The sequence below is a fragment of the Nordella sp. HKS 07 genome (assembly GCF_011046735.1).
Classification (GTDB): Bacteria; Pseudomonadota; Alphaproteobacteria; order Rhizobiales; family Aestuariivirgaceae; genus Taklimakanibacter.
This window is the reverse complement of the sequence record NZ_CP049258.1, coordinates 310,215-335,829: the sequence shown is the minus strand read 5'-3', so window position 1 is coordinate 335,829 and position 25,615 is coordinate 310,215. Positions and strand designations below refer to the sequence as shown.

Here is a 25,615-nt window from a genome sequence, read left to right as displayed (position 1 = left end):
GGTTGGCGCTCATTCCGGCAACCCCGCCTCCCGTAGACCCGCCTCAATTCTGGCGATATCTTCGGGTCGCCGAACCGGTATAATGTAGCGCAGATTAGATAGCTTGAAATTGGGATCCACTTCGTGGATCCGTTGGATCGCCTGCGCTGCTTGCTCTTTCCTTCCCATCAAGGCGTGGGTTGCTGCCAACACTCGCAAAGCGGCAGGATGATTGGGCCGATCCCGGAGCGCAGCTTCTGCCCATGATAGCGCCTCGGGGTAACGGCCAGCAAAAAAATGAGCATAGGACACGGCACCCTTCATGTTAAAACTGTGAGCGTCATAAGGGCTCAAGCGCAATGCTCGACCAGCCCGATCCAGGGCCGTCTCCAATTGCCCGAGCCAGATCTTTGCCCAAGCACCAAAATACCAAGCCCAGGCCAGGTTGGGATTTAGATCGAGCGCCTTATCGATCATCGCATTACCGCCCTCAATATCGCCAACGACATAGCCTAGCGCAAAACCCGCGCTGCAAAGCGCTACCGCGTCGTCCCGTCCCTGATCAGCTGCGCGGCTGACCAGCTCAGCGGTCTGGGAAATTTCGCTTTCCGCAATCATCCAGCCACTGGTTTTTCGTTGAGCCATACAGCGCGCTGCCATGCCATAGGCGGACGCAAACGTTCGGTCGTTCTCGATGGCCCGATTGAAACAATCAAGTGCCTCTTGGTTCGCCTCTTTCGTCCATTTGAATAGTGCCGCCATTCCGCGCAAATAGTAGTCGTAAGCATCGAGATTTTCGGTCGGCTTGCGCTTGGACCGCGCCATCTCTGCCTGCTCAAGCTTCGGGGCAATGGCACCGACAACGCTCGCGGTGACCTGGTCCTGGAGTTCAAATATATCTTCGAGGCCACCTTCAAAGCGGTCACCCCAGAGGTTCGCTCCTGTCGTAGTATCAACCAGCTGTCCCGTGATGCGTACTCGGTTGCCGGCTTTACGGACGCTGCCTTCGAGCATGTATTGCACGCCGAGTTCCTGCCCAACCTGCTTCACATCAACGGCGCGACCCTTGTAGGTGAAACTCGAATTCCGGGCGATGACGAATAGTGCCTTAAAGCGTGAGAGTGCGGTGATGATCTCCTCTACCATGCCATCGGCGAAATACTCCTGCTCAGGATCGCCACTCATATTTTGAAACGGCAATACAACGATCGACGGCTTATCGGGAAGTGCCAATGCAGGCTTGGTCAGCACCTTTTGTGCGCCAGCCTGAACCCGAGAAACGCGAACTGGCATGGCGATGTTTTTGAGTTGCTGCGTACCCGCATCTTCGAAAATAACATCTACTTTTCCGCGAACTTGATCATGCACGGCGCCCGAGATCACTACCCCACCGGGCTCCGCCAGTGGCTCCAGCCGCGCCGCGATATTGACGCCATCGCCATAGATGTCGGAACCCTCGCCGATAACATCGCCAAGATTGATGCCGATGCGCAACAGAATGCGGCGCCCCTCGGCCACCCCTTCATTTGCCTCTGCCATCTTCTTCTGGAGTTCAAGCGCTCCCTGAACCGCATTCACGGCGCTCGCAAATTCAACCAATACCCCATCGCCCATGACCTTGACGATCCGACCGCCATGCGCCTTGACCACGGGCTCCAGTACCGCCTTTCGTCTCTCTCGTAGCGTCGCCAGCGTCCCTGTCTCGTCAGCCTCCATCAATCGCGAGTAGCCGACGACGTCGGCTACCATGATCGCGGCGAGGCGGCGGTTGGTGGTCATTGGGGGGAGCCCTCCAAGCACCTCTTGTGACGATAATGGACAAACTTTGACGTGTACAGAAAACCCTCTCGAAAATCCCTGAGCCAGGCCGAGGCAGATCAAAGGCTTACGAGATCGTTATTGACTGTACAATAAACGGTATCTGAAGCGGGCCATCGTCGCTCAGATTGGGCTCGGCGCAAACCTCCCGGAGGATGCGATCTACCCCCTGAACCTTGGTGATGAGACAAGCAAGCCACTCAAGGGAGCCAACAAGTACATACTTCACTTCGAGCAGGCCGGCCTCCCGCCGGTGAACGCATTTTAGTCGGTGACGCTGTACGATCTCGACGGCTTCCAGGTACCCAACGAGCTCAACCGCTTTGCCGTTAGCAGTTGGATGCCGTTCAAGTTCAATGCCGATGGCTCGCTCGACCTCTACTTCCAAAACGAGAGCCCGGGAAAGGATTTGGAGGCCAACTGGCTGCCAGCTCCGACCAGCGGGTTCAACCTGACCGTGCGGCTCTACAGCCCGAAGGCGGACGCTCTTACCGGCAAATGGAACCTGCCGCCCGTGACACGTGTCCACGCGGTGCCAGCCTTGGTCGTGGAGTAGCGCGGGGACTAGGACGAGGGGCGGGCGGCCCCGAAGAGAGCTATTCCCCGCCATTTCTGCAAGGCAACGCAGAGCCATTCCTCTTGTGACTTTGCCCACAGCGCTCTCCAGCATCACGCCTTATGATCTATCCGTTTTCGAAGTCTTGAAATGGAGACTGTCATGCTCAAGCATCTGGCAAATCTCACCATATTCAGATCGATGACCCATAGCGCGATTTGGCACTTCCGTCCGGCATTCAAATGCTGGAGCTGCGCGTCTGTGGTAGCCGCTTTTCTAGTCGCCCCCGCTTTTCTGTCCCCCGCCTATGCCCAACAGAACGGGCTCTTTGAATTCCGATTTGAATTCAAGAAGGACACTGCCGTAAGCAGCAAGCCTCCCAAGGGGACCGCCAAGAAGAAATCGGGGCAGAAGACGGTTTCGAAAAAGGGGCCGCCGCCAGCTTCCACTCCTGGCATTGAGTGGTCCTTTGGCTGGAACTCCACGGGAGCAGCCAACAACAACGGCAACAGCAACAACAACGGCGACAGCAACAACAGCGGCAACAACAGCAATAACAACAAACCTAGGCCTAAGCACTCCAAGTCGCTCACGATCAAGAAGGGCCCGTTGAATTTCATTCTGACCGACGGTATCAATCCTGGACAGTGAACGAAGAAACCAGTGTCGGATGGCAAATTCGTCGGCTGGTGGCTTCTCGCATGAGGGTGCCCCGTCAGCAGCCTCGGTCAGCATTATGGACACCTGGGCAGCATTCTGCGAGCCGAAGACTGCCGGCAAGATCGTGCCCATGAAAAAAGGCGAGATGACCCTTTCTTCGCTTGCGGATTGCGAAGATAAATTCTCAGTTTGTCCGCCAGCGGTCTCTTGCGCTTGCTAAAATCCACCCCTGTACAGATAATCAGGACTTGCGCCGGGTAGACTACTCGTGCGTTGCATGGGATGATCAGGAGCGTTCTTCCTGTTCAAGGCATGTTTGCGGAGAGAAAAGAACATGTCGAGCGGATGACGATATACGGCGACAACCGTCACACCGTCCCAGACGGGAAAGCCATCTGCCGGTGTATGGGTTTTCACCACCCGGCGACCGCGTTGCCGCGCGAGGGCGCTCGCCACCTCTTCCGCGTCGCCGAGCGCCGCATCTACCCAAGGCGAGATCGCGTGAACATGGTCTGGTATATTTCGTCCGCCGTGAAGGAGCATTGCAAGGATCGTCTGTGTCCACGTTGTGCCGCATTTAAGAGGAGTACAGACCACAATGTCGCCTTTTCGCGGCTCCCATGTGGACCAACGCTCGGGCGTTATCACATCTCCACGGTAGTCCGCGGTTGCAGATGCCAAAACAACGGCTCGCTCGCCATTCATCGCTCCCAGTCCCTGTTTTTGCCGGTGGCCCGAGTCAACCCAACGGAATGCTACGTCAAAGTACAAAACGAAGCGAGACCCAGGCAAATTGATGCAGATTGATCGCTTGGGGATGAACGGACTATGTCCGCTATGGGTCAGATTCGGACTTCATGATTATGTCCGCTGCACGGCAGCTTTCCCCTCAAAACCCGGCATGGCAATTGATAACTGGGATGTCGCCTTATAGGGCCATTTCCACACCTTCGAGGGATCCTAACAGGGGCTCGTCCACGCCTTGTCTTTGGCTGGGCCTGCCATCCGCCGCTATTGCTAACTCTTTCCGCTCGTGGATAATTGGCACGGATTTGCCACCGAAGGATCGCCCCCCATGGTCCGTAAAATCGCCCGCAAGCCATCGCAACGCGCCGCCGTGAAATCGCTGATCGCCAATCCCTTGCCCTGGCCGAATGGAGCACGATGCGCCGTCGCCATCACCTTCGACATCGACACCGACAGCTTCCTGCATCTCGAACAGCCCGAGCAGGCGCCGAAGATGCTCTCTGCCCTCTCTTGGTTGCGCTACGACGAGATTGCGGTGCCACGCATCCTGGAGGTGTTCCGGCACTACAGCCTGAAGCAGACCTTCTTCTATCCGGCCTGGTGCATGGAGCGCTACCCGCACCTGGTCGAGATGATCCTGAAGGACGGACACGAGATTGCCGCCCACGGCTACCTACATGAGGAGCCGAACAAGCTGACGCGCGAGCGCGAACACTACTGGCTGCGACGCCAAATCGACGTCATCGCCAAGATGACGGGCAGGCGTCCGCGCGGCTGGCGGGCACCGGTCTACAAGGCCTCGCAATATTCGCCCGAGCTGCTGGCCGAGGAGGGCCTCGTCTACGACGCCAGCCTGATGGGCGACGATGTGCCCTATGTCCTGCGGACGAAAAACGGAGACGTCGTGGAGCTGCCGTCCCATGTTGCGCTCGACGATTGGCCGCACTTCGTCCACTCCTTCGACATCGACTATCGGATGCCCGTGAAGTCTCCCGACGAGGCCTTCGCCTGCTATTGGGCTGAATTCGAAGCGGCCTATGACCACGGCGGCCTATGGATCGGCGTCTGGCATCCATTCGTGACCGGCCGATTATCGCGCTGCGTTCGCATGGCCCGCATGATCGAGGACATGCTAACGAAGAAGCGCATCTGGTTCGCCCCTATGGAGGAGATCGCACGGCACGCCCAGGCCTGCATTGCCGAGGGAACCTGGCAGCCGCGGATCGACCGGATTCCCTACTACGAGGACACAATTCCCGAATTGCGGGACGCCGCGGAATAGGCCGCGTTGTCGCGGCGCGGACCGCTTCGGGTCAGATTCGGACTTCATGACCATGTCCGCTGTACGGCAGCTTTCCCCTCAGAACCGGGCATCGCATTTGCTAGCTGGGATGTCGTCTTAGGGCCACAACCGGACCACAGCGACCGCGGAGCTGAGGCTACTCCGGAAGCCCCGCTTTGCGCAGTCCATCAAGCAGGTGATCGCCCAGCGCTTTGTCGGCATAGCCCAGTTTCTTTGCCACAGAATCGAGCGACGCTTTCGGCCTAGCCTCAAGAAAGTCACCCAGCTCGCGCCGCGCCTCTGTTTCTTGCCCCAGTTGAGCGAACGCTGCGGCCCGAAACATTGGCGTCCAGAAGTGCTTGCCGTGCATCCGCCGGAGCGAGGCGATCGCCTCTTCGTGGCGCCTCAGAAAGTACTGCGTCTGACCGCGCACCTCCCAGATGTAGGTCGGAGGATAGGAATCGCGCTGCAGGAGATCACCCAGATAACCCAGTGCATCATCCAATCTGTTCACATACATCAGCCAGTTGGCCCAATCCACTGCCATGCTCACGTCATGCGGGCTGAGGTTGACAGCCTGATCGAAGTGTTGGCCGGCGAGATCGAATTCCCTCCTCCGAAGGGCAGCCCATCCCATGCTGTTGTGCGCGTATGCATCATTCTCATTGAGTGCCAACGCTCTCTGAGCGTGTACTGCCGCCTCCTCGATCGTCTCCGGGCTTTCGTCGAGCAAATAGCGGAAGCACAACTGACTGGCCAACCAGGCATGAGCCTGGGCGAAGTCGGGATCGAGCTCAGTGGCGCGCCGGAACAATTCGACAGATTGTTTGAGATCGTAGTGATAGTCACAGTTCCGTCCCTGCAGGAAGTAGTCGTAGGCGACCCAATCCTTGGTCGGCTTGTGACGGGAATACTCGGCCCCGATGGTTAAGAGGCGGCCAAGCAACGTTGCCACAATCGCGCGGGTCACTTCGTCCTGGACGGTGAAAATATCCTGAATATTGCGATCATACCGCTCTGCCCAGAGATGGCTCTGACTCACAGCATCGATCAGCTGTGCTGTTACCCGAATGCGATCTCCCGTCCTGCGCACGCTCCCTTCGACGATGTATCGCACGCCGAGCGCTCGTCGTACTGCAGCGATGTCCGCTGCAGGGCCCCGAAATTGGAAACAGGCGTTACGCGCAATGACGAGCAGTGAGCGATCGCGCGCCAGCTCAGTAATGATGTCCTCGGTGATGCCATCGCTAAAATACTGCTGCTCTGGATCGCCCGACATGTTGGTGAACGGCAGCACGGCAATCGAGAGTTTATCTGGTACAGACTTCGGTGCCGCGACTTCGATTGTCGGAGTGTTAGTGACGCGATAGGCGCGCACCGGCTGGGCGATGTTTTTCAACGTCTGCACGCCCATATCCTTGAAGCCGACCTTGATCTTGGTCCCGACATGGTCATGGACTGCGCTTGAGACCAAAATACCGCCCGGCTCGGCGACGGATTCCAATCGCGCCGCGATGTTAATACCGTCGCCATAGAGGTCGCTGCCTTCGACAATTACGTCGCCAAGATTTACGCCTATGCGCAGGACGATGTGGTAATCCTCGGGTTTACCGCTATTGGCAATAGCCATCCCCTGTTGTAGCTCGACGGCGCATTGCACGGCATTGACAGCGCTGGCGAACTCGATCAGCACGCCATCCCCGGTGGTTTTGAAGATGCGCCCCTGATGCTTGGCGACCAGTGGGTCCAATACGTCTTTGCGCCGGACCTTGAGCGCGGCCATGGCGCCGGACTCATCGGCTCCCATCAGCCGGCTGAAACCGACCACGTCGGCAGCGAGGATTGCGGCAAGACGGCGCTGAGTGCGTTCTTCGACCATATGGCGCGACTGATTTCAGAGACCGCAGTGGAATCGATTGTATAGACGCCACGGTGGCGAGTCTATCGTGACTCATGGCCGCTACGGGTCGTTCGCGACCGGATCGAGCCAGCAGCATGTCTCGCCATGTCCGCTATTCCCCGATAGCGGCCAAATTCCGCAGCGCAGCGAAATGACGCGATGGGCCATCAGCAGACATCGCTCGAAGCAAAAGGATGCGACGGGCGATGGGCAGCAATATTGGTGCTAGCGCCGCGCGTCAGGGCACTGCTTCACTGTACGAGTTCGATCTCACTCGGGCGCCACTCTTTCGTGAAGAATGGTTCTTTCAGCATCGCCAAATCAAGCGCGCACCGCCATATCTGATTTGTGCGTCTGCCACCGAATGCCGGTTAGAAGCCTTGCGGTGAATGGCCAGCGAATCTAAGGGGTTATCATCTCAGCGACGCATTGATGCGCTCGAGGACGTCCGAACCGGGGCAAAGATCGCCATCGATCAGTGCGTTGAGGGGCTTGATGACGGTGCCGTAGCGCTCGTGCAGATCCTGCGCCTCAGGATCGAGATAAAGAAGCCCCGTTACGATTTCGCCCTTCGCTTCATGCTCCTGAAGCAGCGTGCGGGCCGCACGCTTGTCGGTGGGATCATAGCCGCTCTCGATCTTGCGCAGTCTGAGATAGGAGCCTTCATGCTGGCGGATGATCACGACCGAGCCCGGCGCGTAATCGGCCACAACCGGCTCCCGGCCTTCGATCACGTCGAGGAAGTTCATGGCCTCGTTGTGAGCTCGCACATAATCGTAGCTCTTGGTCGACTCGGGATGATTGTTGAAAGCGACGCAAGGGCTGATGCTGTCGATGAACGCGGCGCCTTTATGCTCGATCGCCGCCTTGATCAGGGGAACAAGCTGCGCCTTATCGCCGGAGAAGCTGCGGCCGACAAAGGTTGCGCCGAGCAGGATCGCGAGGCTCACGAGATCGATCGGCGAGTCGCGGTTGGCAGCGCCTCTCTTCGATTTCGATTCCCTGTCGGCGGTCGCCGAGAACTGGCCTTTGGTCAGGCCGTAAACGCCGTTGTTCTCGACGATATAGGTCATGTTGACGCCGCGCCTCAGGCAATGGGCGAACTGGCCGAGGCCGATCGAAGCCGAGTCGCCGTCGCCGGAGACGCCAAGATAGATGAGGTCGCGATTGGCGAGCGCAGCGCCGGTCAGCACCGATGGCATGCGGCCATGCACGCTGTTGAAACCGTGGCTCGCACCAAGGAAGTAGTTGGGAGTCTTTGAGGAGCAGCCGATGCCTGAGAGCTTGGCGACGCGGTGTGGCGGGATCGATAGCTCGAAACAGGCCTGGATGATGGCGGCCGAGATCGAATCATGACCACAACCCGCACACAGTGTCGAGACCGCACCTTCATAGTCGCGGTGGGTTAGTCCCAGCTCATTTTGCGAAAGCTTGGGATGCTGGAGCCTGGGTTTGGCGAGGTAAGTCATTCCGCCGCTTTCTGTTGATGTTCGCCGGCACGGACAACGAAATGCCGGGCAATCTCCTCTGTGATGTAACGCGCGGTGATGGGCACGCCGCTATAGTGAGTAACAGGAATAAGGCGCGCGGGATCGAGGGCGCATTCGTTACTCAGTAGCGCCCGCATCTGGGCGTCGCGATTCTGCTCAATGACGAAGACCTGATCGTGCGAGAGGATAAAGTCGGTCACCTCCTCCGAGAAAGGAAAGGCGCGCAACCGCATGTGGTCTAAATAGATGCCCCTTGCTTCAAGCGCGGCGATCGCTTCTTCCATAGCTGCTGACGTCGATCCGAAAAAGATCGCGCCCATTGATGCGGGCTGGCCAGCGGGTCGCATGACGGGTTTCGGAACTAGTGACTTTGCGGTTTCGAACTTGCGTGCCAGGCGCTGCATGTTATCCGTGTAGACCGAGGGCTCCTCGCTGTAGCGGGCGTAGCGATCGTGCGAGGTGCCGCGGGTGAAGAAGGCGCCTTTCGCCGGATGGGCGCCCGGATAGGTCCGCATAGGAATGCCGTCGCCGTCGACGTCAAAATAGCGACCGAAATCGCGACTCGCTTCGAGTTCTTCTGCCCTCAACACTTTGCCACGATCCATACGGCGCCGATCGTCCCAAGCCAGTGGCTCGCACAGCCATTCATTCATCCCGATATCGAGGTCGAGCATGACGAACACCGGCGTCTGGAGCCGGTCGGCTAGATCGAAGGCGAGGCTTGCAAATTCGAAGCACTCTTTCGGATCTTCCGGGAAGAGCAAAACATGCTTCGTGTCGCCGTGGGAAGCATAGGCAGTGAGCAGAATGTCCGACTGCTGGGTGCGTGTCGGAAGGCCCGTTGAGGGTCCACCGCGCTGGACATCGAAGATGACTGCCGGCACTTCCGCGAAATACGCAAGGCCGAAGAATTCCTGCATCAACGATATGCCGGGTCCCGACGTCGCGGTGAATGCTCGAGCACCATTCCATGAAGCACCGATGACCATGCCGATGGCGGCGATCTCGTCTTCGGCCTGCACGACGGCGCAGCGGCTGAGGCCGGTCTCGGGTTCGACGCGGTAGCGCCTGCAATACTTCGCGAAGGCTTCCGCGAGCGCGGTTGACGGTGTGATCGGATACCAGGCGGCGACGGTTGCCCCCCCATAGACCGCGCCCAGCGCCGCGGCATCATTGCCGTCGATGATGATGCGGTTGCCCACGGCATTGGCGCGCTTCACCTTGAGGCCGGACGCTCCCACAAGATGGGCAGCGGCGTGGTCGTGGCCCATATGTAAGGCCTCGAGATTGGCAGGGATTAGCTTGTCCTTGCCCTTGAACTGCTCGGCAATGAGGTGCTCGGTCTCGGCGATATCGATGCCGAGAAGCTCGGCAAGTGCTCCGACATAGATGATGTTTTTGAAGAGCTGGCGCTGGCGCGGGTCGGAATAGTGCTCGTTGCAGATCGCAGTGAGAGGCATGCCGATAACGTTGATGTCGTGACGGAACTTGCTCGCCGGGATCACCCGTGTAGAATCGTAGAAGAGGTAGCCCCCCGTTCGATCTCCCTCATATCCTGGTCCCAGGTCTGAGGATTCATCGCCACCATGAGGTCGATGCTGCCGCCGCGCCGACCGCGGTAGCCGGCCTCGGTCACCCTCACTTCATACCATGTCGGCAGCCCCTGGATATTGGAGGGAAAGATATTACGCGAAGCGACCGGCACGCCCATGCGTAGGATCGAGCGGGCAAAGAGGCGGTTGGCGGAAGCTGAACCCGAGCCATTTACATTGGCGAACTTTGCGACGAAATCGTTGGTAGCGGTGAGCTTCACGATCGACACCCGCCATTCTCATAAGCAAGCCGCATGTCGAGCAGGAATCGCTGCATGTCCCAGGCGCCGGTCGGGCAGCGCTCGGCGCACAATCCGCAATGGAGACACAGGTCCTCGTCCTTCACCATGACGCGGTGGGTCTTCAGGGTGTCCGAAACATAAAGGTCCTGATTCAAGTTCGTTGCCGGCACACGCAGGCGCGAGCGCAGCTCCATCTCCGGCCCATTTTCGGTGAAGTTGATGCAGTCGACCGGGCAGATGTCGACGCATTCATCGCATTCGATGCAGAGCTCGCGGGAGAAGACCGTCTGCACATCGCAATTGAGGCAGCGCTGGGTCTCGGCAAGCGCGCGGGCGCGATCGAAGCCGAGTTCGACCTCCGCCTTGAGGTCTGAGAGTGTCACCTTCTGGTCGCGCAGCGGCACCTTGTAGCGCCGGTCGAGGGAGATCTCGTTGTCGTAGCTCCATTCGTGGATGCCCATCTTCTGCGAGACGAGATTGACCATGGGGGGCGGGCGTTCGGTCAGCGGCATGCCCTGACAGTATCGATCGATGGAGATCGCCGCGTCATGGCCATGGGCGACGGCCCAAATGATGTTCTTGGGGCCGAAGGCCGCATCGCCGCCGAAGAAGACGTTGGGGAGGCTCGACTGCATGGTCTTGGAGTTGAGGCGCGGCAGGCCGGCACGGTCGAATTCGAGACCCACATCACGCTCGATCCACGGAAACGCATTCTCCTGGCCGATGGCGACCAGCACATCGTCACATTCGATGTGGACATCGGGCTCGCCCGTTGCGACAAGCTGCCGCTCGCCGTTCAGTCCCCATTGCGCAGCAACTTTTTCGAAGAGGACGCCGGTGAGGCGGCCACCGTCGTGGGTGAAGGCCTTGGGCACGTGATAGTTGAGGATGGGGATGCCCTCGTGGGTAGCATCCTCCTTCTCCCAGGGTGAAGCCTTCATCTCCTCGAAGCCCGAGCGCACCACCACCTTGACGTCTTCGCCGCCTACCCGCCTGGCGGTACGACAGCAATCCATCGCGGTGTTACCACCGCCGAGAACCACCACGCGGCTCCCGATCCGCTCGCTATGGCCGAATGAGACATTGGCAAGCCAGTCGATGCCAATATGGATGTGCTCCGCTGCCTCGCGGCGGCCCGGAATATCGAGATCGCGGCCGCGTGGCGCGCCACTCCCCACGAAAATCGCGTCGAAGCCTTGCGAAAGCAGAGTCCGCATGCTGCTCACCGGTTCGCCGGTGCGTATTTCGATATGGCCCATATCGACGATGTAGCCAACTTCCTCGTCGATCACCTCCTCAGGCAGGCGAAAGCGGGGAATTTGGCTGCGGATCATGCCGCCCGTCTTCTGCTCGCCGTCGTAAACGATGAGCTCGTAACCAAGCGGAGCGAGATCACGGGCGACGGTCAGCGACGCGGGCCCGGCTCCCACCAATGCGATGCGCTTTCCGTTCTTCTGGCGCGGAGCCTTGGGCAGTACAGTACGGACATCACCCTTGTTGTCGGCCGCTACGCGCTTCAGTCGGCAAATCGCAACCGGCTCCGCCTCAACCCTTCCGCGCCGGCAGGCCGGCTCGCAGGGCCGGTCACAGGTGCGCCCCAGAATGCCGGGGAACACGTTCGAATACCAATTTACGAGATAGGCATCGCTGTAGCGGCCGGCGGCGATAAGGCGAATATATTCGGGCACCGGCGTATGCGCCGGGCAGGCCCATTGGCAATCGACGACCTTGTGGAAATAGTCCGGATTCGAAATATCGGTTGGCGGCCGTCCGGACTTGGCCTTCGCCGCATCGGACGGTGCTGTTTCAGCGTCTTGCGCAATCTCCATCGCCGTCTCGCCGCCGTTTTATCATGCAATTGTAAGCCGTTGAGAACTTTTTGCAAGTTAAGGTAATTTCGACCCGCTAGAAAGCCGTTTTCGCAACCTCAAGGCGGTCTTCAGAAGACCAGGGAGTACGCGCTCTGACCAACAGAGACGCGCGGCAACATTTGCCGATTGCCTGGTTGCGGGTTTTCTTTGTCCGGTGTGGGTCATTCGCGGCCGTGGTCGCGCCAGCAACAATTCCGGCGATGTCAGCTATGCCCCGATAGCGACCAAATTCTGCAGCAAAGACCGGTCTGCCTGTTTCTTCACGAGAAGTAATTTCCGGCATTTTCCTCTTGCAGTTGTGGGCCGGGTCGTGGTGTTTGGAAATGTCAGGGTCCGGAATGTGTCTCCGATCTTTGGATTGTGGCGGGCACGCGTCGCCGAACAAATCCTTTCCCGAATATTCGCCACGTAAATATTCATGACCCGGCGCGGTTCGCTTCAAACCCACAAAGGAATCTCCGAGATGAGCAAGAACGCTGGCGAACCAGGGACGCTCCGCCACTTGGTCGGGCAATGGACAGCACAGATCGGGCGGAGCCTGGAGGCGATCGTCGCGGTCATCATGATGCTGGTGGACAATATGCTCGGCACATCAGGCGGCGTGCGGCCTCATGGAACGCAAGCCCGGCGCATGCCACAGGTGCCCGCTCGCCTGTCGCGGCCGATGGTAGCGAAGCCCCCAAGCCATGGCGCGGCCCGCGAACTCTCCGTTGGTGATCGGCGGGCGAGGACGATGCTCACGCTCATGCCCGTCGGTCCCTTGTCTATCGTTTCGATCCTTCAATTGGGCCGCGACGAAACCCGATATCCGAAGGATGATTATATCGCCACGTAAACTTCCTTGAAGAGAAGGTGATGGTGAATGAGAACATCACCCTCCGTAGGATCAAGCCTGATTGATGGCCTCGATCGACTCGGGCACGATCTGGCCGCCATCGACGATGATCGTCTGGCCGGTCACATAGCCCGCTTCCTTGGTCGCGAAGTAGAGCGCCGCATAGCCGATATCCTCGACCTTGCCGAGGCGCTTCAGCGGGATCGAGGCGGCCATGGTCTTCTCGTAATCGGGGCCAAGACCGGCCAGGCCTTCGGTGGCGATATTGCCCGGCATGACGGCATTCACGGTGATGCCGAACTTGGCGAGCTCCATGCAGGCGGTGCGCATGAAGCCGAGCTGGCCGGCCTTGGTGGCGCCGTAATGCGTCCAGCCGGGGAAGCCGGTCACCGGACCGGTAATGGACGAGGTGATGATGATGCGGCCCTCGCCGCTTCTCTTCAGCGCCGGCAGGCAGGCTTTCACCGACAGAAACGTGCCCTTGAGATTAGTGTCGACGGTCACGTCCCAGGTCTCGTCCGACATGTCCTCGATCTTCACCTGCGGGAAGATGCCGGCATTGGCGCAGAGCACGTCGAGTCCGCCATGCGTCTTGACCGCGAAGTCGGCCGCCTTCTGCATGCTTTTGTAGTCGGTGACGTCAGCGGCGAAGGCGGCGACGGTACCTCCGCCTGCGCTCAGTTCGGCAGCGGCGGCCTTGGCCACATCCTCATTGCGTGCGGTGATCAGCACCTTGCAGCCGGCCTTGGCGAAGACACGCGCAATGCCCTTCCCGATGCCCTTGCTGCCGCCGGTGACCAGAACCGATCTGTCCTTCAATGACGAAAACATGAATGCATTTCCTCTCTCGTTTTTTCATGATTGTGCGCGCCGGTGCAGGGTGACCAGCCAGTAGCCGCCCAGCAGAAGAAGGGCCGCGCCGAAGGTCGATACGGTGCCGAGGACCGGAACACCCGGCGTGTAGCCCGCGACCATCTTGGCGTAGAGATATTTGGGGATGGTCACGTCGGCGCCGGTCGTGAAGAGCGACAGAGGGAAGTTGCCCCAGGACAGAAGGAAGGCGAAGAAGGCGCCGGAGACGATGCCCGGCAGGAGGACGGGCAGCGTCACTTCGCGGAAAACCTGGAAGCGCGAGGCGCCGAGATCGAATGCCGCCTCCTCGAGCGCCGGGTCGAAGCTATAGACCTGGATGGAGATGACCAGCGTCACCACCGGGATGATCCATACGAGATGGGCGAAGATGGCGGTCATCCAGGAGGTCTGGATGCCGAGGGCGTTGAACCAGAGGAGCAGGGCGAGGCCCAGCACGGATTGCGGGAAGAAGATCGGCAGCAGCACGATCTTCTGGAAGGTGGTGCGGCCTTTCCAATTGTAGCGGGCGAAGGCCAGTGCCCCGAAGAAGGCGATGACCACGGCGATCACCATGACGCAGAAGGCGATGGTGATCGAATTGGCGAAGAGCTGGCGGATTTCGAGCGACTCGAAGGTCTTGCGCCACCAGTCGAGTCCCCATTTCTGGATGGGGAACAGAAAGTAGCGGCTCGAGGTCAGCGAAGCGAGCAGGATGCACAGCGCCGGCAGATAGAGAAAGACCAGGACGGCGAGCGTCCAGGTCCAGATCAATGCGCGGCGGCCACGATCAGTCATGGCTCACCTCCGCCCCAGAATGGCGTCGAGATCGAACCGCTTGAGCACCAGCATCACCAGCGTGCCGACGACGAGCATCAGGAGCACGGCCAATGCGGCGCCCAGGGGCCAGTTCTGCGCATAGGTGAAGGCGATCTCGATATCATGGGTGATCGGTATGATGGTCTGGCCGCCCAGCACCTTCGCCTCGGCGATGGCGCCGACGGCGAGCACGAAAGTGAGAAGGAGGCCGATCATGATGCCGGGCATCGACAAAGGCAGATCGACCTCGCGGAAGACCTGGAAGCGGGAGGCGCCAAGATCGCGTGCGGCCTCGCGGGTCTCGTTCGGCACCATCGAGACGCCGAGCGTCATCGGGAACAGCATGAAGGGGAGATAGACATAGACCATGCCGAGCAGCACCACGCCCGGCGTAAACAGAATGCTTTCCGGCTCGATGCCGAACCAGGATTTGAGCGTGCCCAGGAGCACCCCGTTCTTGATGAAGAAGAGGATCCAGCCATAGAGGCGGACATTCTCCGACACGAAGAGCGGAATGGTGAAAAGCAGCGTCAGGATCGGCGACCAACGGCCGAAGAGACACGCCAGGCCGTAGGCGATCGGGTAGCAGATCACCGCCAGAATACACACGGTGAGGGCGGCAAAGAGCATCGACCAGCCGAAGGAGATATAGCTGTTGCTGGTGAAAATATCGGCATAGTTGGCGAGGGTCGGCGTGTGGGTGAGGCCGAAGGAACGCGGCGGCATGAAGCTGTAGGCGATCACCGCGAGGAGGGGGGCGGCGAAGCCCAGGGCCATGAAAATCATCACCGGCAGCGCATTGCACGCGCCCTGCGAGAGGATTTTGCCGTTCTCGTGAAGGGCCGCCATCAGCCTGTCACCAGGATGGAATCCTTCGCGTCCCAGCCGATAAGCACGGTCTGGTCGCGCTGGAGACTGGAGGATTGCTGGCGCAGCTTCTCGACGATGAAGACATTGTCGCCGACGCGCACCTGGTACTGGATGCGCGAGCCCAGCGCATATTCGTTATAGAGCTTGCCTTCCAGCACATTCTCGGCGTCCTTCGCCTGGTCGACGAAGCGGACGAATTCCGGCCTTATGACGAGATGGCCCTTGCTGAAGGACGGCGGGATGGCGGCGACATTGAAGGTCTTGTCGAACGTGTCGGCGGTGATCGTCCGGCTGCCATTCATGTTCACCGGGATGACATTGACGTCGCCCATGAATTCGGAGACGAACTTGTCCTTGGGCGCGGAATAGATTTCGTTCGGAGTGCCGACCTGCACCAGCTTGCCTGAACGCATGACGCCGATGCGATCCGACATCACCATCGCCTCTTCGAGGGAATGGGTGATGTAGACGAAGGTCTTGCCGGTCTCGCGGTGGATGTCCTTGAGTTCCTTCTCCAGCGTCTTGCGCAGCTTGTAGTCGATCGCCGACAAGGGCTCGTCGAAGAACAGGATCTTAGGATCGAAGGCGAGTGCCCGGGCGAGCGCCACGCGCTGGCGTTCGCCGCCAGAGCAGCGCAGTACGGACTTGTCGTAATAATTCTGCGGCAGGCGCAGCTGATCGAGCAATGCCAGCGCGCGCGTTTTGCGGCTGGCCGGATCGACGCCTTTGATCTTGAGCGGAAACTCGATGTTCTCGCCGACGGAACGGTGCGGAAAGAGAGCGAGCGACTGGAACACCATGCAGGTGGGGCGCTTGTTGGCGGGCAGGTCGTTGATGCGCGTGCCGGCCAGGATGATGTCGCCGCCGGTCGCCTGCTCCATGCCGGCGAGCATGCGGATGAGGGTCGTCTTGCCCGAGCCCGAGGGGCCGACAATGGTGAAGAACTCGCCCTCGGCAAAGTCGAGATCTATGCCGTCCACGGCGTTGAAGGTGCCGAAGGACTTGGTGAGGGACCTAAGCTGCAAGATGGGCGGGCGCTTTGACATGCAATCCTTGGGAGCATCTTAAGAAGATTTGGCCCCTCCGGCTCGAGCGGGAGGGGCCTTGCTGGGCGTGACGATCCGGTTCAGCCGGCGGACGCTTCCTTCTTCGCCGCCGTCATGATGTCGAGCAGCTTGTCGTAGTCGGGGACGATGTCGTACTCGACCGAGCGCGCCACTTCCTCCTCGAGCGAATCCCACTGGATGGCGTCGAGCTCCTCCTTGCTGAAGAGTTCGAAGCACGCCTTGTTGCCCATCTGGGCGACGGGATTGAAGGTGCCTTCGGCGAAGGCGACGGTATGGGCGACTTTCGGATCCTGCACATAGTGCAGGAACTCGGTGGCGAGCGGCGACAGCTCCGGATTGTTCACCGGCGAGGTGATCTCGATCCAGACGATGCCGCCCTTGCCGCCTTCCATGGGGCCGGAATTCGGCGTGATGCCGCGGATATTCGCAGCACCGTCGGCGCGCGCCGGCGAGGCCGAATAGGTGCCGCCGGTCATATGGAAGTCGATCTCTCCCGACACCAGTGACTGGTTCATGGTGGCGATGTCACCGACGACCTTGGCGCCCTTGAAGACGCGCTTCGCCGTTTCGGTGAACTTGGCGACCTCGTCGTCGGTATGTACCTTGAAGGGATCGAAGCCGGCGATGCAGCAGAGATTGAAGACATTCCAGTCGTCGGATTCGAGAACGCCGTATTTCTTCTCGTTGGCCGGGTCGTTCCAGAGATTCCAGCCCTGATCCTCGGCGGTCTTGCGGCTCACCTTGTCGGTGTTGACGACGAAGCAATAGGGTCCGAAGCGTTGCGCCATGCCGATGAGCTGCTCGCCCTTCTCGTCCATCGCCCATTTATAGGGGGCCTTGAAGGCCGGCATCATCTTGTCGAAATAGGGTTCGAAGGCGGTGCGATCGAGCGGCTTGATCAGGCCTTCCGGCGCCATGATCTTGCGCGCCCAGGGATTGTTGACGTTGATCAGGTCCCAGATCTTCGTTTCACCGGCGCGCAGCCGGTTGACCATGGTCGGATCGTTGGTGAGGGATTCCGCCTTGACGGTGGCGCCCTTCGACTGGCGGAAGGGGTCGAGTACCTGGGCCGAGTTGTAGCCTTCCCAACACAGGATGTTCAGTTCTTTCTCACGCGCGGCATGAGCCGCGGTGGTGGTGAATTTTGCGCCGGCTGCCATCGCTGCCGCGAATGCGGTCGAGCGTTGCATGAAATTCCGGCGCGACAGGGGTGTCTTCAGCATACGACTTCCTCCGTTGTTGTTTTACCCATCACTTATCGTGGGCTTGGTTCTGGCGTTTCCCATTCGACAGCCTAGGACAGGTCCCTGGCAATCGCTTGACTTTCGAGCGTCCCGATTTGACACCCTCCTTTCCCGACAGGGCTCATTGTAGCTTTCATAGGCCAGACCGCGCACTGTGGAAGACGCGGTATGGCCGGTAAAAATTCCGGCACACGGGGTGTGGCTGATGCCCAGATCAGACGCGGCCTGTTTTCGGTGACGGCGATCTCGTTCGCTGCTGGCGTTAATTGAGGGACAAGTTGAAGCCAGGCAAGGTCGATCGCCGCCCGTTCAGACGTTCCTACAGCATAGACCGGCCGGAAAGATTTCTTCCAACTCATGCCATCTCCCTACGGAAATAGCTTGCGCCATCCATGTTAGATATGCAACATATTTGTTGTGGGTACAACATATAGAGTGGCGACATGGATTTCATCTTCATGCTGACGCATCACGACAAAACGGTCCAGAACTGTCTTGACGTCTACGATACCCTCTCCGGCATCGGCCTCAAGCATGTGGGCTTCAAGGATGTCGGCGTCGACAAGGCCACCCTCAAGGAACTGACCCGGCGCATCAAAGCCGATGGCTGCATCGCCTATGTCGAAGTCGTCAGCCAGACGCCGGAGAGCATCCGCCAGTCGATCACGACCGCGGCGGAGCTTGGTGTCGACAGGGTGCTTGGGGGGCAGGACATCAAGCTCGCCATGGACACTTTCAAGACCGGCGGCCCGTCCTATTATCCCTTTCCCGGCAAGCCCACCGGTCATCCGACAAAGCTCGGCGGCACGGCAGCCGATGTCGAGACGGACTGCCGCAACGCCGTCGCCTCCGGCTGCCCGGGGGTCGACCTTCTGGCCTATCGCGCGACCGACGCCGACCCGCTGGACCTCATTCGCGCGGCGCGGCGGGGCGTCGGCGACGACGGCTATCTGATCGTCGCGGGCAGCATCGACTCGCCCGCCCGCATCAAGGCGGTCGCGGCGGCGGGCGCCAACGCATTCACGATCGGATCGGCGGTATTCGAGGAGGTATTCGCGCAGGGCATCAAGGGCGTGCGCGATCAGTGCAAGGCGGTGCTGCGCGCGGCCGGTGCATGAAATGGACAATCTGAGGAAGCTGCTGGCCGGCGCCTATCGCGATCCCGATACGGGCGAAACCCTCCGCGTGCCGATGAAGGCGCTGGTGATCGAAGCAACGCTGGCCGGACGCGAGGCGGAACTCGTCAAGGCGCTCGATCTCCCGAAGCCTTTCGCGATCCTGTCCGACGACGACACATATGCAGCCCTGGGACAGCGGGTCGAGACGGCGCTCGCCTCCCTCGGCGAAATCATCCCGATCAGACTCGGCAAGCGGCCACATCCCGATGACGAAACCGCGGCGCGCGTGATGCGCGAGGGCGAGCGGGCAGGGGCCTATATCGCGGTGGGCTCGGGCAGCATCTGCGATCTCGCCAAATATTCCGCCGCCCGGCAAGGCAAGCGCTGCGCGGTCTTCGCCACGGCGCCGTCGATGAACGGCTATACATCGGTCAATGCGGCCATCACCGTGCGCGGACACAAGAAGTCGCTCGCCGCGATCTCGCCCGATGGCGTCTTCGTCGATCTCGATGTGCTCGCCAAGGCGCCGAAGCGCCTCATTCAGGCGGGTTTCGGCGATGCGATCTGCCGATCGACGGCGCAGGCGGACTGGCTGATGTCGAGCCGCCTTCTGGGCCAGACCTATCGCACCGTACCCTTCGCCTTTATCGCCGACCTCGAGAACCAGCTCGTCACCGATCCGGGCGCGTTGCTGAAGGGCGATCGCGCGGCGCTCAGCTGCCTGATCCAGATACTGCTTCTGTCCGGCTTCGGCATGACGATCTGCGGCGGCTCCTATCCAGCGAGCCAGGGCGAGCATCTGATCAGCCACCATGTCGAGATGATGCCGCCGCAGGGTTGGGAGCCGGCGCTGCATGGCGAGCAGATCGCCGTCACCACCATCGTGATGGCAAAGCTCCAGGACCAGCTCCTGGCGCGCGACCGGGCGCCTCATCTCGAGGCGAGCAAGCTCAGCGCGGCGGCGCTCAAGTCGCATTTCGGCGACGAGGTCGGCGCCGCCTGCTGGCAGGACATCCAGCCCAAGCTCGCCGACGGCGCCAAGCTGGCAGGCCTCAATGAGAGGCTGCAGGCGATCTGGCCGGGCCTCAAGAGCGAGATCGAGCTGGTGCGCCGGCCCGCGGCCGTCATCGACAAGGCGCTGGCCCAGGTCGAGGCGCCACGGCGCTACCCGGCGATCGGACTTCCCCGGGCGTTCTTCAAGAACGCGATCCTGCATGCACGGGAAATCCGGAATCGCTATACCTTCCTCGACCTCGCGGCCGATTCAGGCCTGCTGGAACCGGAAAGGCTGATCGATTGACGACCTCGCTTGCGCCGCTCGCTTCCTGCCCCTCAAGTGAGCTTAGGGCGGTGAAAGCGGTCCTCACCGATATCGACGACACGCTGACCCTGCATGGCCGCTTGCCGGCGATCGCCTACCAGGCGCTGGAGGATCTGCGCGCCGCCGGGCTCGTCGTGATCCCCATCACCGGCCGGCCGGCGGGATGGTGCGATCACATTGCCCGCATGTGGCCGGTGGATGGCATCGTCGGGGAGAACGGCGCCTTCTATTTCCGCTACGACGACAAGGCCCGCAAAATGTTACGCGTCTATGGCCAGCCGGCCGAGGAGCGGCGGGCCAACAGCGAGAAGCTCGGCAAGATCGGCGCCCGCATCCTCGCGGATTTCCCCGGCACCGCCATCGCGTCCGACCAGGCCTATCGCGAAATCGATATTGCCATCGACTTCTGCGAGGATGTTCCGGCCTTGCCGCTCGCCACGGCCGAGCGCATCAGGCAGGCATTTGAAGGCGAAGGGGCGGTGGCCAAGGTGAGCTCCATCCATGTCAATGCGTGGTTCGGCCGCCATGACAAGCTGACCATGAGCAAGCGCCTGCTCCAGGAGCGTTTCGGAATCGATACAGAAAGCGAGCGCCGGCATATTGTCTATGCGGGCGACTCCCCCAATGATGCGCCGATGTTCGCCTTCTTCCCGAATTCGGTGGGCGTCGCCAATATCAAGCCCTACAAGGAGATCATGGCGCATTTGCCGCGCTATGTGACCGAGGCCGAAGGCGGGGAGGGCTTCGCCGAACTCGCCAAGGCTCTGCTGGAGGCCCGTCATGGATAAGCTGTCGAAGCGCGAGAGACAGGACCGGATCGTCACACGCCTCAACACGACGGTGGCGGTGCGCATCTCCGATCTCGCCGAGGAATTCGACGTCACCACCGAAACGATCCGGCGCGATCTCGACGCCTTGGCCGAGCGCGGCCTCCTGGCGCGCACCTACGGCGGCGCAGCGATGCGCGCGCTTACCGATGAGCCCGGCATCGCGGCGCGCGCCCAGACCTATGTCGCCGAGCGCGAACGCATCGCCCAGAATGCCGCGCAACTGGTCAAATCCGGCGACGTCCTCATCATCGATGCGGGCTCGACGACATCGCATCTGGCCAGGGTCCTGGCGCAGCTACCGATCGAGTTCAAGGCGATCACCAACTCGATCGGTGTGGCGCGCATACTGGGCCACTCCGACACCGCGTCGGTGCTGCTCTGCCCAGGCGATCTGCGGCTCACCGAGGAGGGCGTGTTCGGTCCTGAAACGCTTGACTTCCTCGACCGCTATCACGCCAATATCGCCTTCATCGGCGCCGGCGGCTTCACGGCGAACGAGATCAGCGATGCGGATGCGGCGGGTGCGGCCGTCAAGCGCAAGATCATCGCGCGGGCGGAACGCGTATATCTCCTGGCGGACCAGACCAAGGCCGGCATCACGCAGTTCGCGACGATCTGCGCGCTCGGCGCCATCGACGGCCTCGTTACTGACGCGCGGCCCGATGAGGCGCTGGTCGAGGCGCTCGCCGAGGCGCAAGTCGATCTGCGCATCGCGGAACAGGGGAAGACCGGCATCGCCGCATGATCGTCGGCATCGACATCGGCACGCAAAGTCTGAAGGCGGTCGTGCTGTCGCCGGACATGAAGATCATCGGCCAGCATGCCATCCCCTACGCCCCCTATTTTCCGCAAGCCGGCTGGGCGGAGCAGGATCCGCGTCAGTGGGAAGAGGCGCTGGGTCCGGCTATTGACGGCGCGCTCGCGAAAGCCGGGCGCAAGGCCGACGAGGTGACGGCGCTCGGATTCGGCGGCCAGCTCGATGGCTGCGTCGCCATCGACCGGCATGGCAAGCCCCTGCATTCCTGCCTGATCTGGATGGACCGGCGCGCGCAGACCGATGGCATCGACGCCGACGAGGTGCATCGGCGCTGCGGCGTGGTGCTCGATGCGACCCACCTCGCCGCCAAGATCAGATGGCTCAAGCGGCATGCGCCCGCCGTCACCCAGGCGGTGAAATTTCATGTGCCGGTATCCTATCTGGTCTCGCGTGTGACCGGCTCTCATGCCATCGATCATGCCACCGCCTCGACCAGCATGGTCTACGGGCTCAAGGAGCGCTCGTACGACGAGGGCTTGCTCACGGCATTCGGAATCGGCGCCGATGAACTGCCGGCGGTGCTGGATATGGCCGACAGAGCCGGTCATTTGTCGGGGGAGGGAGCGGCGTTGACCGGCCTTCCCAAAGGAATCCCGGTCGCGACCGGCACGGGGGATGATTTCTCCTCGGCACTGGGAGCAGGGCTCGTGACACCCGGCCGCTTCATCAATGTGCTGGGCACCGCGGAGGTGACGGGCGCGCTGCATCCCGTGTCCGTCATCGATCCCGGCCGGCTGGTTGAAACGCATGCCTTTCTCGACGGTCATTATTTCATCGAGAATCCGGGCTGGCTCTCGGGCGGCGCCTTGGTCTGGTTTCGCGACACGTTCAGGCTTGCGAGCTTCGACGAGCTGACGGCGCTGGCGGGGCAGGTCCCGCCCGGCGCCGAGGGCGTGACCTTCCTGCCTGCGCTATCGGGGGCCATGGCGCCCGAATGGATCGCTTCGGCGCGCGGCGCCTTCTATGGTCTCACCCCCGCGCATGGGACGCCGCATCTGGCGCGGGCACTCCTCGAGGGGCTCGCCTTCGCCATGCGCGACGTCTTCGAACGCGTACATGCGCTCGGTGTCGAAACGCAGGCTTTGCGCATCGCCGGCGGCGGCGCACGCAGCGTTTTATGGCGGCAGATCCGCGCCGATCTCATCGGGCTCCCGGCGGAAACGCCGCTTCATACCGACACGTCCGCCATCGCCGCGGCGGTGCTCGCCGGAAAGGCGGCCGGGCAGCTTGAGGATGTCGGCCGGACGGTAAGCGACCTCAATCCTGTCGCGGATGTGACTTTGCCGCTTGTTCGGCATCGGGAAGCCTATGACAATGCGTATCGGCGCTATCGTCAGCTCTTCGAGTCATTGAGGCCTTTGTTCTGATCCGTATCCTTTTCACGTTTGCCTTGGGTGCCTTGGGCGGCGCCCTCTTCGCCTATCTGCATCTGCCGGCCCCGTGGCTCGCGGGCAGCATGATCGTCGCGATCGTCGCGGTGCTGTCCGGCGTCAAGCTCTCGGTGCCGCATTATCTGCGCGTCATCGCCTTCATCATCCTCGGCGTGCAGATTGGCAGCAGCGTCACACCGGAGACGCTGGCGACAGCGGCGCGCTGGCCCTTGAGCCTGGCGATGCTGTTGCTGACGGTCGTGGCGGTGACGGCCGCCTGCTATGTCTTCTACCGGCGGGTGCGCGGCTGGCCGGTGCCCGATGCGCTGTTCTCGAGCGTGCCGGGTGCCCTCGCCATGGTCGTCGTCATGGCCGACGAGGCCAAGGCCGACATGCGCCGGGTCATCATCGCCCAGAGCATCAGGCTGTTCTTCCTTGTCGCGGCCCTGCCGCTCGTCGTCACCAGCCTGTCGCCCGGGACGGCGCCCCGAATGACAAGCACAGCAATCATCTGGTGGGAGATCGTCCTCGTATTCGTGGCGAGCGCCGCGGCGGCGCTGCTTCTCGAACGTCTCAGATTTCCCGCCGGGCTGTTCATCGGTCCCATCCTGGTGAGCGCCGGCTTCTTTCTCGGAGACATCGCCCATGGCGTCCTGCCGTCACCCGCCTTGATCCTCGCCAATGTGATCCTCGGCACATCGATGGCCAGCCGATTCCAGGATTTCAGTCCGGGCGAATTGTTTTACGGCCTGGCCGACGGTCTGGCGGGCTTCGCCATCGCGCTGGCGATCTCGATCCTGGGCGCCGTGCTCGCCAGCCTCCTGGCCCATCTGCCCTTCACCTTGACGCTTCTCGCCTTTTCACCGGGTGGGCTCGATGCGATGGCGATCATCGCGCTCGCCCTCAATCTCGATCCGGCCTATGTCGGCGCCCATCAATTGGTGCGCTATTTTGTCATGAGCCTCGCCATCCCGCCCCTGGCCGCCTATATGCTGCGCCCAAGACTGCCGCCGCCGTCCGGCGAATAGCGATTCCGGCGAATCGACTCGCGCTGTATACGGCCACCGTTCCGCCTCATTGGGATGGTGCAAGGCGGAAATCGATGGAGTTGAAGTATGTCGATACGGCCCATGCGCGAGATTATGGTCCAGCTCCTGGCGACGGTCATGATCCCGCTCACCGTGGCGGGCACCGGCCTCTATTACACGCGCTGGCAGCAGAATCTTGCCGACCTCAAGACGATGATCGATCTCGTCAGCGACGAGAATGCCGAGAAGCGCAAGTTCGGTATCGCCATGCTCGAATATTTGCTCAAGAACGACAAGGTACCGGTGGAATTCGTAGCGGCCCAGCTCGATTACGCCAATTCGTCCGCCGACAAGCAGATGCTGCCCTTGATGGAGGCTGCTCTGATGAAGGCGTCGGACGAGAATCCGGCGGTCGCCGAGACCTTCCGAAAGGCGCTCGAACGCCTGCCGAGCCGGCTTTTCGTCCACGCCATGAACGACCAGCAGCGCGCCTGCATCGCCACCATGCTCCTGTCTCTGAAGGACGCCGACCGCTCGCAGATCTCGGTGCCGCTGATCGCCCAGGTGAATTGGGACGGTAAGCAGCATGAATTGCGGGTGCTGAAGGACAGCGACGTGGAGCGCGGCCAGGGCATCGCCAATATGTTCGGCGCGCTCGGCCTCGAGCTCAAGGTCATCAACCTGACCACCATCTGGGACGGCGCCAAGAAGGTCCGTCCCAATACTTTCGAATTATGGTTCGGCAACGCGCCACTGCCGACGGTCTGCGGCGGGACGGCGCAGCCGGCCAAGACTCAATAGACGTTGATCGTCTCGGCGCCGGTCTTGGCGCGCAGCTCCTCAGGGGAAAGGCGCATCACGCAGTGCGGTGTGCCAGCCGCCGTCCATACGCTCGCGAAAGCGAGCAGATCGGCATCCATGTAGGTCTTGAGCGGCACGTCATGGCCGAAAGGCGGGATGCCGCCGATCGCATAACCGGTCGTGCCGCGCACATAGGCGGCATCGGGGCGTGCCAGGCGTTCGCCGATCACATCCGCGGCCTTGCGTTCATCGACCCGGTTCTTGCCCGAAACCAGCAGCAAATAAGGGGTGCCCGACTGGGCGCCGCGAAACACCAGGGACTTGACGATCTGGGCGACCGTACAACCACAGGATGCGGCTGCCTCCTCGGCTGTTCGCGTGCTGTTCGCCATGGTGACGATGTGCGGGGAAAGGCCCAGGAGGCGGGCCGCATCGGCGACGCGCCGGGCGCTGGAAGGCAGTGGATTGTCCAAATCGGTCATGGCCTTGCTGGTGCGGGAGTTGCAAGA

Annotated in this window: 22 protein-coding genes and 2 pseudogenes; 11 read left to right on the top strand and 13 right to left on the bottom strand. The window is 61.2% G+C overall.

The annotated features are described in order from the left end of the window. Positions 1-9: 9 nt before the first annotated feature. The gene (locus G5V57_RS01590) at positions 10-1,758 is read right to left on the bottom strand and encodes an adenylate/guanylate cyclase domain-containing protein (protein WP_246737485.1); all 1,749 of its coding nucleotides are present in this window, start codon (positions 1,756-1,758) and stop codon (positions 10-12) included. A 124-nt stretch (positions 1,759-1,882) separates the two neighbouring features. Between G5V57_RS01590 and G5V57_RS01585 the strand changes: the two are divergent. Together G5V57_RS01585 and G5V57_RS01580 are read left to right on the top strand one after the other, a co-directional pair. Continuing rightward, positions 1,883-2,353: pseudogene (locus G5V57_RS01585) on the top strand (DUF1214 domain-containing protein); the annotation flags it as partial. A gap of 162 nt (positions 2,354-2,515) precedes the next feature. Beyond that, positions 2,516-3,004, top strand: coding sequence for a hypothetical protein (locus G5V57_RS01580; RefSeq protein WP_165165888.1), 489 nt, complete (start codon positions 2,516-2,518; stop codon positions 3,002-3,004). A 225-nt stretch (positions 3,005-3,229) separates the two neighbouring features. Here G5V57_RS01580 and G5V57_RS35045 read toward each other — a convergent pair whose 3' ends face one another. Beyond that, the gene (locus G5V57_RS35045; protein WP_165165887.1) at positions 3,230-3,718 is read right to left on the bottom strand and encodes a sulfotransferase domain-containing protein; all 489 of its coding nucleotides are present in this window, start codon (positions 3,716-3,718) and stop codon (positions 3,230-3,232) included. Positions 3,719-4,088: 370 nt separating this feature from the next. Between G5V57_RS35045 and G5V57_RS01570 the strand changes: the two genes are divergently transcribed. Continuing rightward, positions 4,089-5,042: a polysaccharide deacetylase gene (locus G5V57_RS01570; RefSeq protein ID WP_246737484.1), complete on the top strand. Its 954-nt coding sequence runs from the start codon at positions 4,089-4,091 to the stop codon at positions 5,040-5,042. Positions 5,043-5,199: 157 nt separating this feature from the next. Here the strand turns inward: G5V57_RS01570 and G5V57_RS01565 are convergent, their stop codons facing one another. The 5 genes and pseudogenes from G5V57_RS01565 to G5V57_RS01545 all read right to left on the bottom strand — a co-directional run bounded on the left by G5V57_RS01565 (position 5,200) and on the right by G5V57_RS01545 (position 12,585). After that, positions 5,200-6,921, bottom strand: coding sequence for an adenylate/guanylate cyclase domain-containing protein (locus tag G5V57_RS01565; protein ID WP_165165886.1), 1,722 nt, complete (start codon positions 6,919-6,921; stop codon positions 5,200-5,202). Positions 6,922-7,355: 434 nt separating this feature from the next. Continuing rightward, on the bottom strand, positions 7,356-8,411 hold the full coding sequence (locus G5V57_RS01560) for a 2-oxoacid:ferredoxin oxidoreductase subunit beta (RefSeq protein ID WP_165165885.1): 1,056 nt from the start codon (positions 8,409-8,411) through the stop codon (positions 7,356-7,358). Further along, positions 8,408-10,254 (bottom strand): annotated as a pseudogene (locus tag G5V57_RS01555) (2-oxoacid:acceptor oxidoreductase subunit alpha). The gene G5V57_RS01560 and the pseudogene G5V57_RS01555 overlap by 4 nt, the downstream one beginning before the upstream one ends. After that, on the bottom strand, positions 10,242-12,095 hold the full coding sequence (locus G5V57_RS01550; protein WP_165165884.1) for an FAD-dependent oxidoreductase: 1,854 nt from the start codon (positions 12,093-12,095) through the stop codon (positions 10,242-10,244). Before G5V57_RS01550 ends, G5V57_RS01555 begins: the two are co-directional and overlap by 13 nt. Positions 12,096-12,171: 76 nt before the next feature. Beyond that, positions 12,172-12,585, bottom strand: a complete 414-nt coding sequence (locus tag G5V57_RS01545; protein ID WP_165165883.1) for a hypothetical protein — start codon at positions 12,583-12,585, stop codon at positions 12,172-12,174. A gap of 15 nt (positions 12,586-12,600) precedes the next feature. On the opposite strand from G5V57_RS01545, the gene G5V57_RS01540 reads away from it, so the two are divergent. Continuing rightward, positions 12,601-12,972 carry a hypothetical protein gene (locus G5V57_RS01540; protein ID WP_165165882.1) on the top strand — a complete coding sequence of 124 codons (372 nt, stop codon included), beginning with the start codon at positions 12,601-12,603 and terminating at the stop codon, positions 12,970-12,972. A 51-nt stretch (positions 12,973-13,023) separates the two neighbouring features. On the opposite strand, the gene fabG is transcribed toward G5V57_RS01540, so the two are convergent. From fabG to G5V57_RS01515, 5 genes are all read right to left on the bottom strand, one after another. Continuing rightward, the gene (gene fabG / locus G5V57_RS01535) at positions 13,024-13,803 is read right to left on the bottom strand and encodes a 3-oxoacyl-ACP reductase FabG (RefSeq protein ID WP_165165881.1); all 780 of its coding nucleotides are present in this window, start codon (positions 13,801-13,803) and stop codon (positions 13,024-13,026) included. Positions 13,804-13,827: 24 nt separating this feature from the next. Further along, on the bottom strand, positions 13,828-14,619 hold the full coding sequence (locus tag G5V57_RS01530) for an ABC transporter permease (protein WP_165165880.1): 792 nt from the start codon (positions 14,617-14,619) through the stop codon (positions 13,828-13,830). Positions 14,620-14,622: 3 nt separating this feature from the next. Further along, on the bottom strand, positions 14,623-15,489 hold the full coding sequence (locus G5V57_RS01525; RefSeq protein WP_165165879.1) for an ABC transporter permease: 867 nt from the start codon (positions 15,487-15,489) through the stop codon (positions 14,623-14,625). Continuing rightward, on the bottom strand, positions 15,489-16,556 hold the full coding sequence (locus tag G5V57_RS01520) for an ABC transporter ATP-binding protein (RefSeq protein WP_165165878.1): 1,068 nt from the start codon (positions 16,554-16,556) through the stop codon (positions 15,489-15,491). Before G5V57_RS01520 ends, G5V57_RS01525 begins: the two co-directional genes overlap by 1 nt. 80 nt (positions 16,557-16,636) lie before the next feature. Next, positions 16,637-17,800, bottom strand: a complete 1,164-nt coding sequence (locus G5V57_RS01515) for a PotD/PotF family extracellular solute-binding protein (RefSeq protein ID WP_165165877.1) — start codon at positions 17,798-17,800, stop codon at positions 16,637-16,639. 464 nt (positions 17,801-18,264) lie between these two features. On the opposite strand from G5V57_RS01515, the gene G5V57_RS01510 reads away from it, so the two are divergent. From G5V57_RS01510 to G5V57_RS01480, 7 genes are all read left to right on the top strand, one after another. Beyond that, positions 18,265-18,939: a hypothetical protein gene (locus G5V57_RS01510; RefSeq protein WP_165165876.1), complete on the top strand. Its 675-nt coding sequence runs from the start codon at positions 18,265-18,267 to the stop codon at positions 18,937-18,939. Position 18,940: 1 nt separating this feature from the next. Next, positions 18,941-20,239, top strand: a complete 1,299-nt coding sequence (locus G5V57_RS01505) for an iron-containing alcohol dehydrogenase (protein WP_165165875.1) — start codon at positions 18,941-18,943, stop codon at positions 20,237-20,239. A gap of 50 nt (positions 20,240-20,289) precedes the next feature. Continuing rightward, on the top strand, positions 20,290-21,048 hold the full coding sequence (locus tag G5V57_RS01500; protein ID WP_206530169.1) for an HAD-IIB family hydrolase: 759 nt from the start codon (positions 20,290-20,292) through the stop codon (positions 21,046-21,048). Continuing rightward, positions 21,041-21,835 (top strand): DeoR/GlpR family DNA-binding transcription regulator, encoded by a 795-nt coding sequence (locus G5V57_RS01495; RefSeq protein ID WP_165165873.1) that lies wholly within the window; start codon positions 21,041-21,043, stop codon positions 21,833-21,835. The genes G5V57_RS01500 and G5V57_RS01495 overlap by 8 nt, the downstream gene beginning before the upstream one ends. Continuing rightward, a complete protein-coding gene (locus tag G5V57_RS01490) occupies positions 21,832-23,274 on the top strand; it encodes an FGGY-family carbohydrate kinase (protein WP_165165872.1) in 1,443 nt (480 codons plus the stop codon). Before G5V57_RS01495 ends, G5V57_RS01490 begins: the two co-directional genes overlap by 4 nt. After that, entirely contained in the window at positions 23,256-24,305 is a 1,050-nt protein-coding gene (locus G5V57_RS01485; RefSeq protein WP_371744851.1) for an AbrB family transcriptional regulator, read from the top strand. Before G5V57_RS01490 ends, G5V57_RS01485 begins: the two co-directional genes overlap by 19 nt. Positions 24,306-24,392: 87 nt before the next feature. Further along, positions 24,393-25,106, top strand: a complete 714-nt coding sequence (locus tag G5V57_RS01480; protein ID WP_165165870.1) for a hypothetical protein — start codon at positions 24,393-24,395, stop codon at positions 25,104-25,106. Here the strand turns inward: G5V57_RS01480 and G5V57_RS01475 are convergent. Further along, positions 25,100-25,588: a YbaK/EbsC family protein gene (locus G5V57_RS01475; protein WP_165165869.1), complete on the bottom strand. Its 489-nt coding sequence runs from the start codon at positions 25,586-25,588 to the stop codon at positions 25,100-25,102. The two genes, G5V57_RS01480 and G5V57_RS01475, sit on opposite strands and share 7 nt — an antisense overlap. Positions 25,589-25,615 lie beyond the last annotated feature (27 nt).

What these genes read in the sequence shown, in the direction of transcription:
- G5V57_RS01590 (WP_246737485.1), bottom strand. Translation starts at nt 1,758, where the DNA reads ATGACCACCAACCGCCGCCTCGCCGCGATCATGGTAGCCGACGTCGTC.
- G5V57_RS01580 (WP_165165888.1), top strand. Translation starts at nt 2,516, where the DNA reads ATGCTCAAGCATCTGGCAAATCTCACCATATTCAGATCGATGACCCAT.
- G5V57_RS35045 (WP_165165887.1), bottom strand. Translation starts at nt 3,718, where the DNA reads ATGAATGGCGAGCGAGCCGTTGTTTTGGCATCTGCAACCGCGGACTAC.
- G5V57_RS01570 (WP_246737484.1), top strand. Translation starts at nt 4,089, where the DNA reads ATGGTCCGTAAAATCGCCCGCAAGCCATCGCAACGCGCCGCCGTGAAA.
- G5V57_RS01565 (WP_165165886.1), bottom strand. Translation starts at nt 6,921, where the DNA reads ATGGTCGAAGAACGCACTCAGCGCCGTCTTGCCGCAATCCTCGCTGCC.
- G5V57_RS01560 (WP_165165885.1), bottom strand. Translation starts at nt 8,411, where the DNA reads ATGACTTACCTCGCCAAACCCAGGCTCCAGCATCCCAAGCTTTCGCAA.
- G5V57_RS01550 (WP_165165884.1), bottom strand. Translation starts at nt 12,095, where the DNA reads ATGGAGATTGCGCAAGACGCTGAAACAGCACCGTCCGATGCGGCGAAG.
- G5V57_RS01540 (WP_165165882.1), top strand. Translation starts at nt 12,601, where the DNA reads ATGAGCAAGAACGCTGGCGAACCAGGGACGCTCCGCCACTTGGTCGGG.
- fabG (WP_165165881.1), bottom strand. Translation starts at nt 13,803, where the DNA reads ATGTTTTCGTCATTGAAGGACAGATCGGTTCTGGTCACCGGCGGCAGC.
- G5V57_RS01530 (WP_165165880.1), bottom strand. Translation starts at nt 14,619, where the DNA reads ATGACTGATCGTGGCCGCCGCGCATTGATCTGGACCTGGACGCTCGCC.
- G5V57_RS01525 (WP_165165879.1), bottom strand. Translation starts at nt 15,489, where the DNA reads ATGGCGGCCCTTCACGAGAACGGCAAAATCCTCTCGCAGGGCGCGTGC.
- G5V57_RS01520 (WP_165165878.1), bottom strand. Translation starts at nt 16,556, where the DNA reads ATGTCAAAGCGCCCGCCCATCTTGCAGCTTAGGTCCCTCACCAAGTCC.
- G5V57_RS01515 (WP_165165877.1), bottom strand. Translation starts at nt 17,800, where the DNA reads ATGCTGAAGACACCCCTGTCGCGCCGGAATTTCATGCAACGCTCGACC.
- G5V57_RS01510 (WP_165165876.1), top strand. Translation starts at nt 18,265, where the DNA reads ATGGATTTCATCTTCATGCTGACGCATCACGACAAAACGGTCCAGAAC.
- G5V57_RS01505 (WP_165165875.1), top strand. Translation starts at nt 18,941, where the DNA reads ATGGACAATCTGAGGAAGCTGCTGGCCGGCGCCTATCGCGATCCCGAT.
- G5V57_RS01495 (WP_165165873.1), top strand. Translation starts at nt 21,041, where the DNA reads ATGGATAAGCTGTCGAAGCGCGAGAGACAGGACCGGATCGTCACACGC.
- G5V57_RS01490 (WP_165165872.1), top strand. Translation starts at nt 21,832, where the DNA reads ATGATCGTCGGCATCGACATCGGCACGCAAAGTCTGAAGGCGGTCGTG.
- G5V57_RS01480 (WP_165165870.1), top strand. Translation starts at nt 24,393, where the DNA reads ATGTCGATACGGCCCATGCGCGAGATTATGGTCCAGCTCCTGGCGACG.
- G5V57_RS01475 (WP_165165869.1), bottom strand. Translation starts at nt 25,588, where the DNA reads ATGACCGATTTGGACAATCCACTGCCTTCCAGCGCCCGGCGCGTCGCC.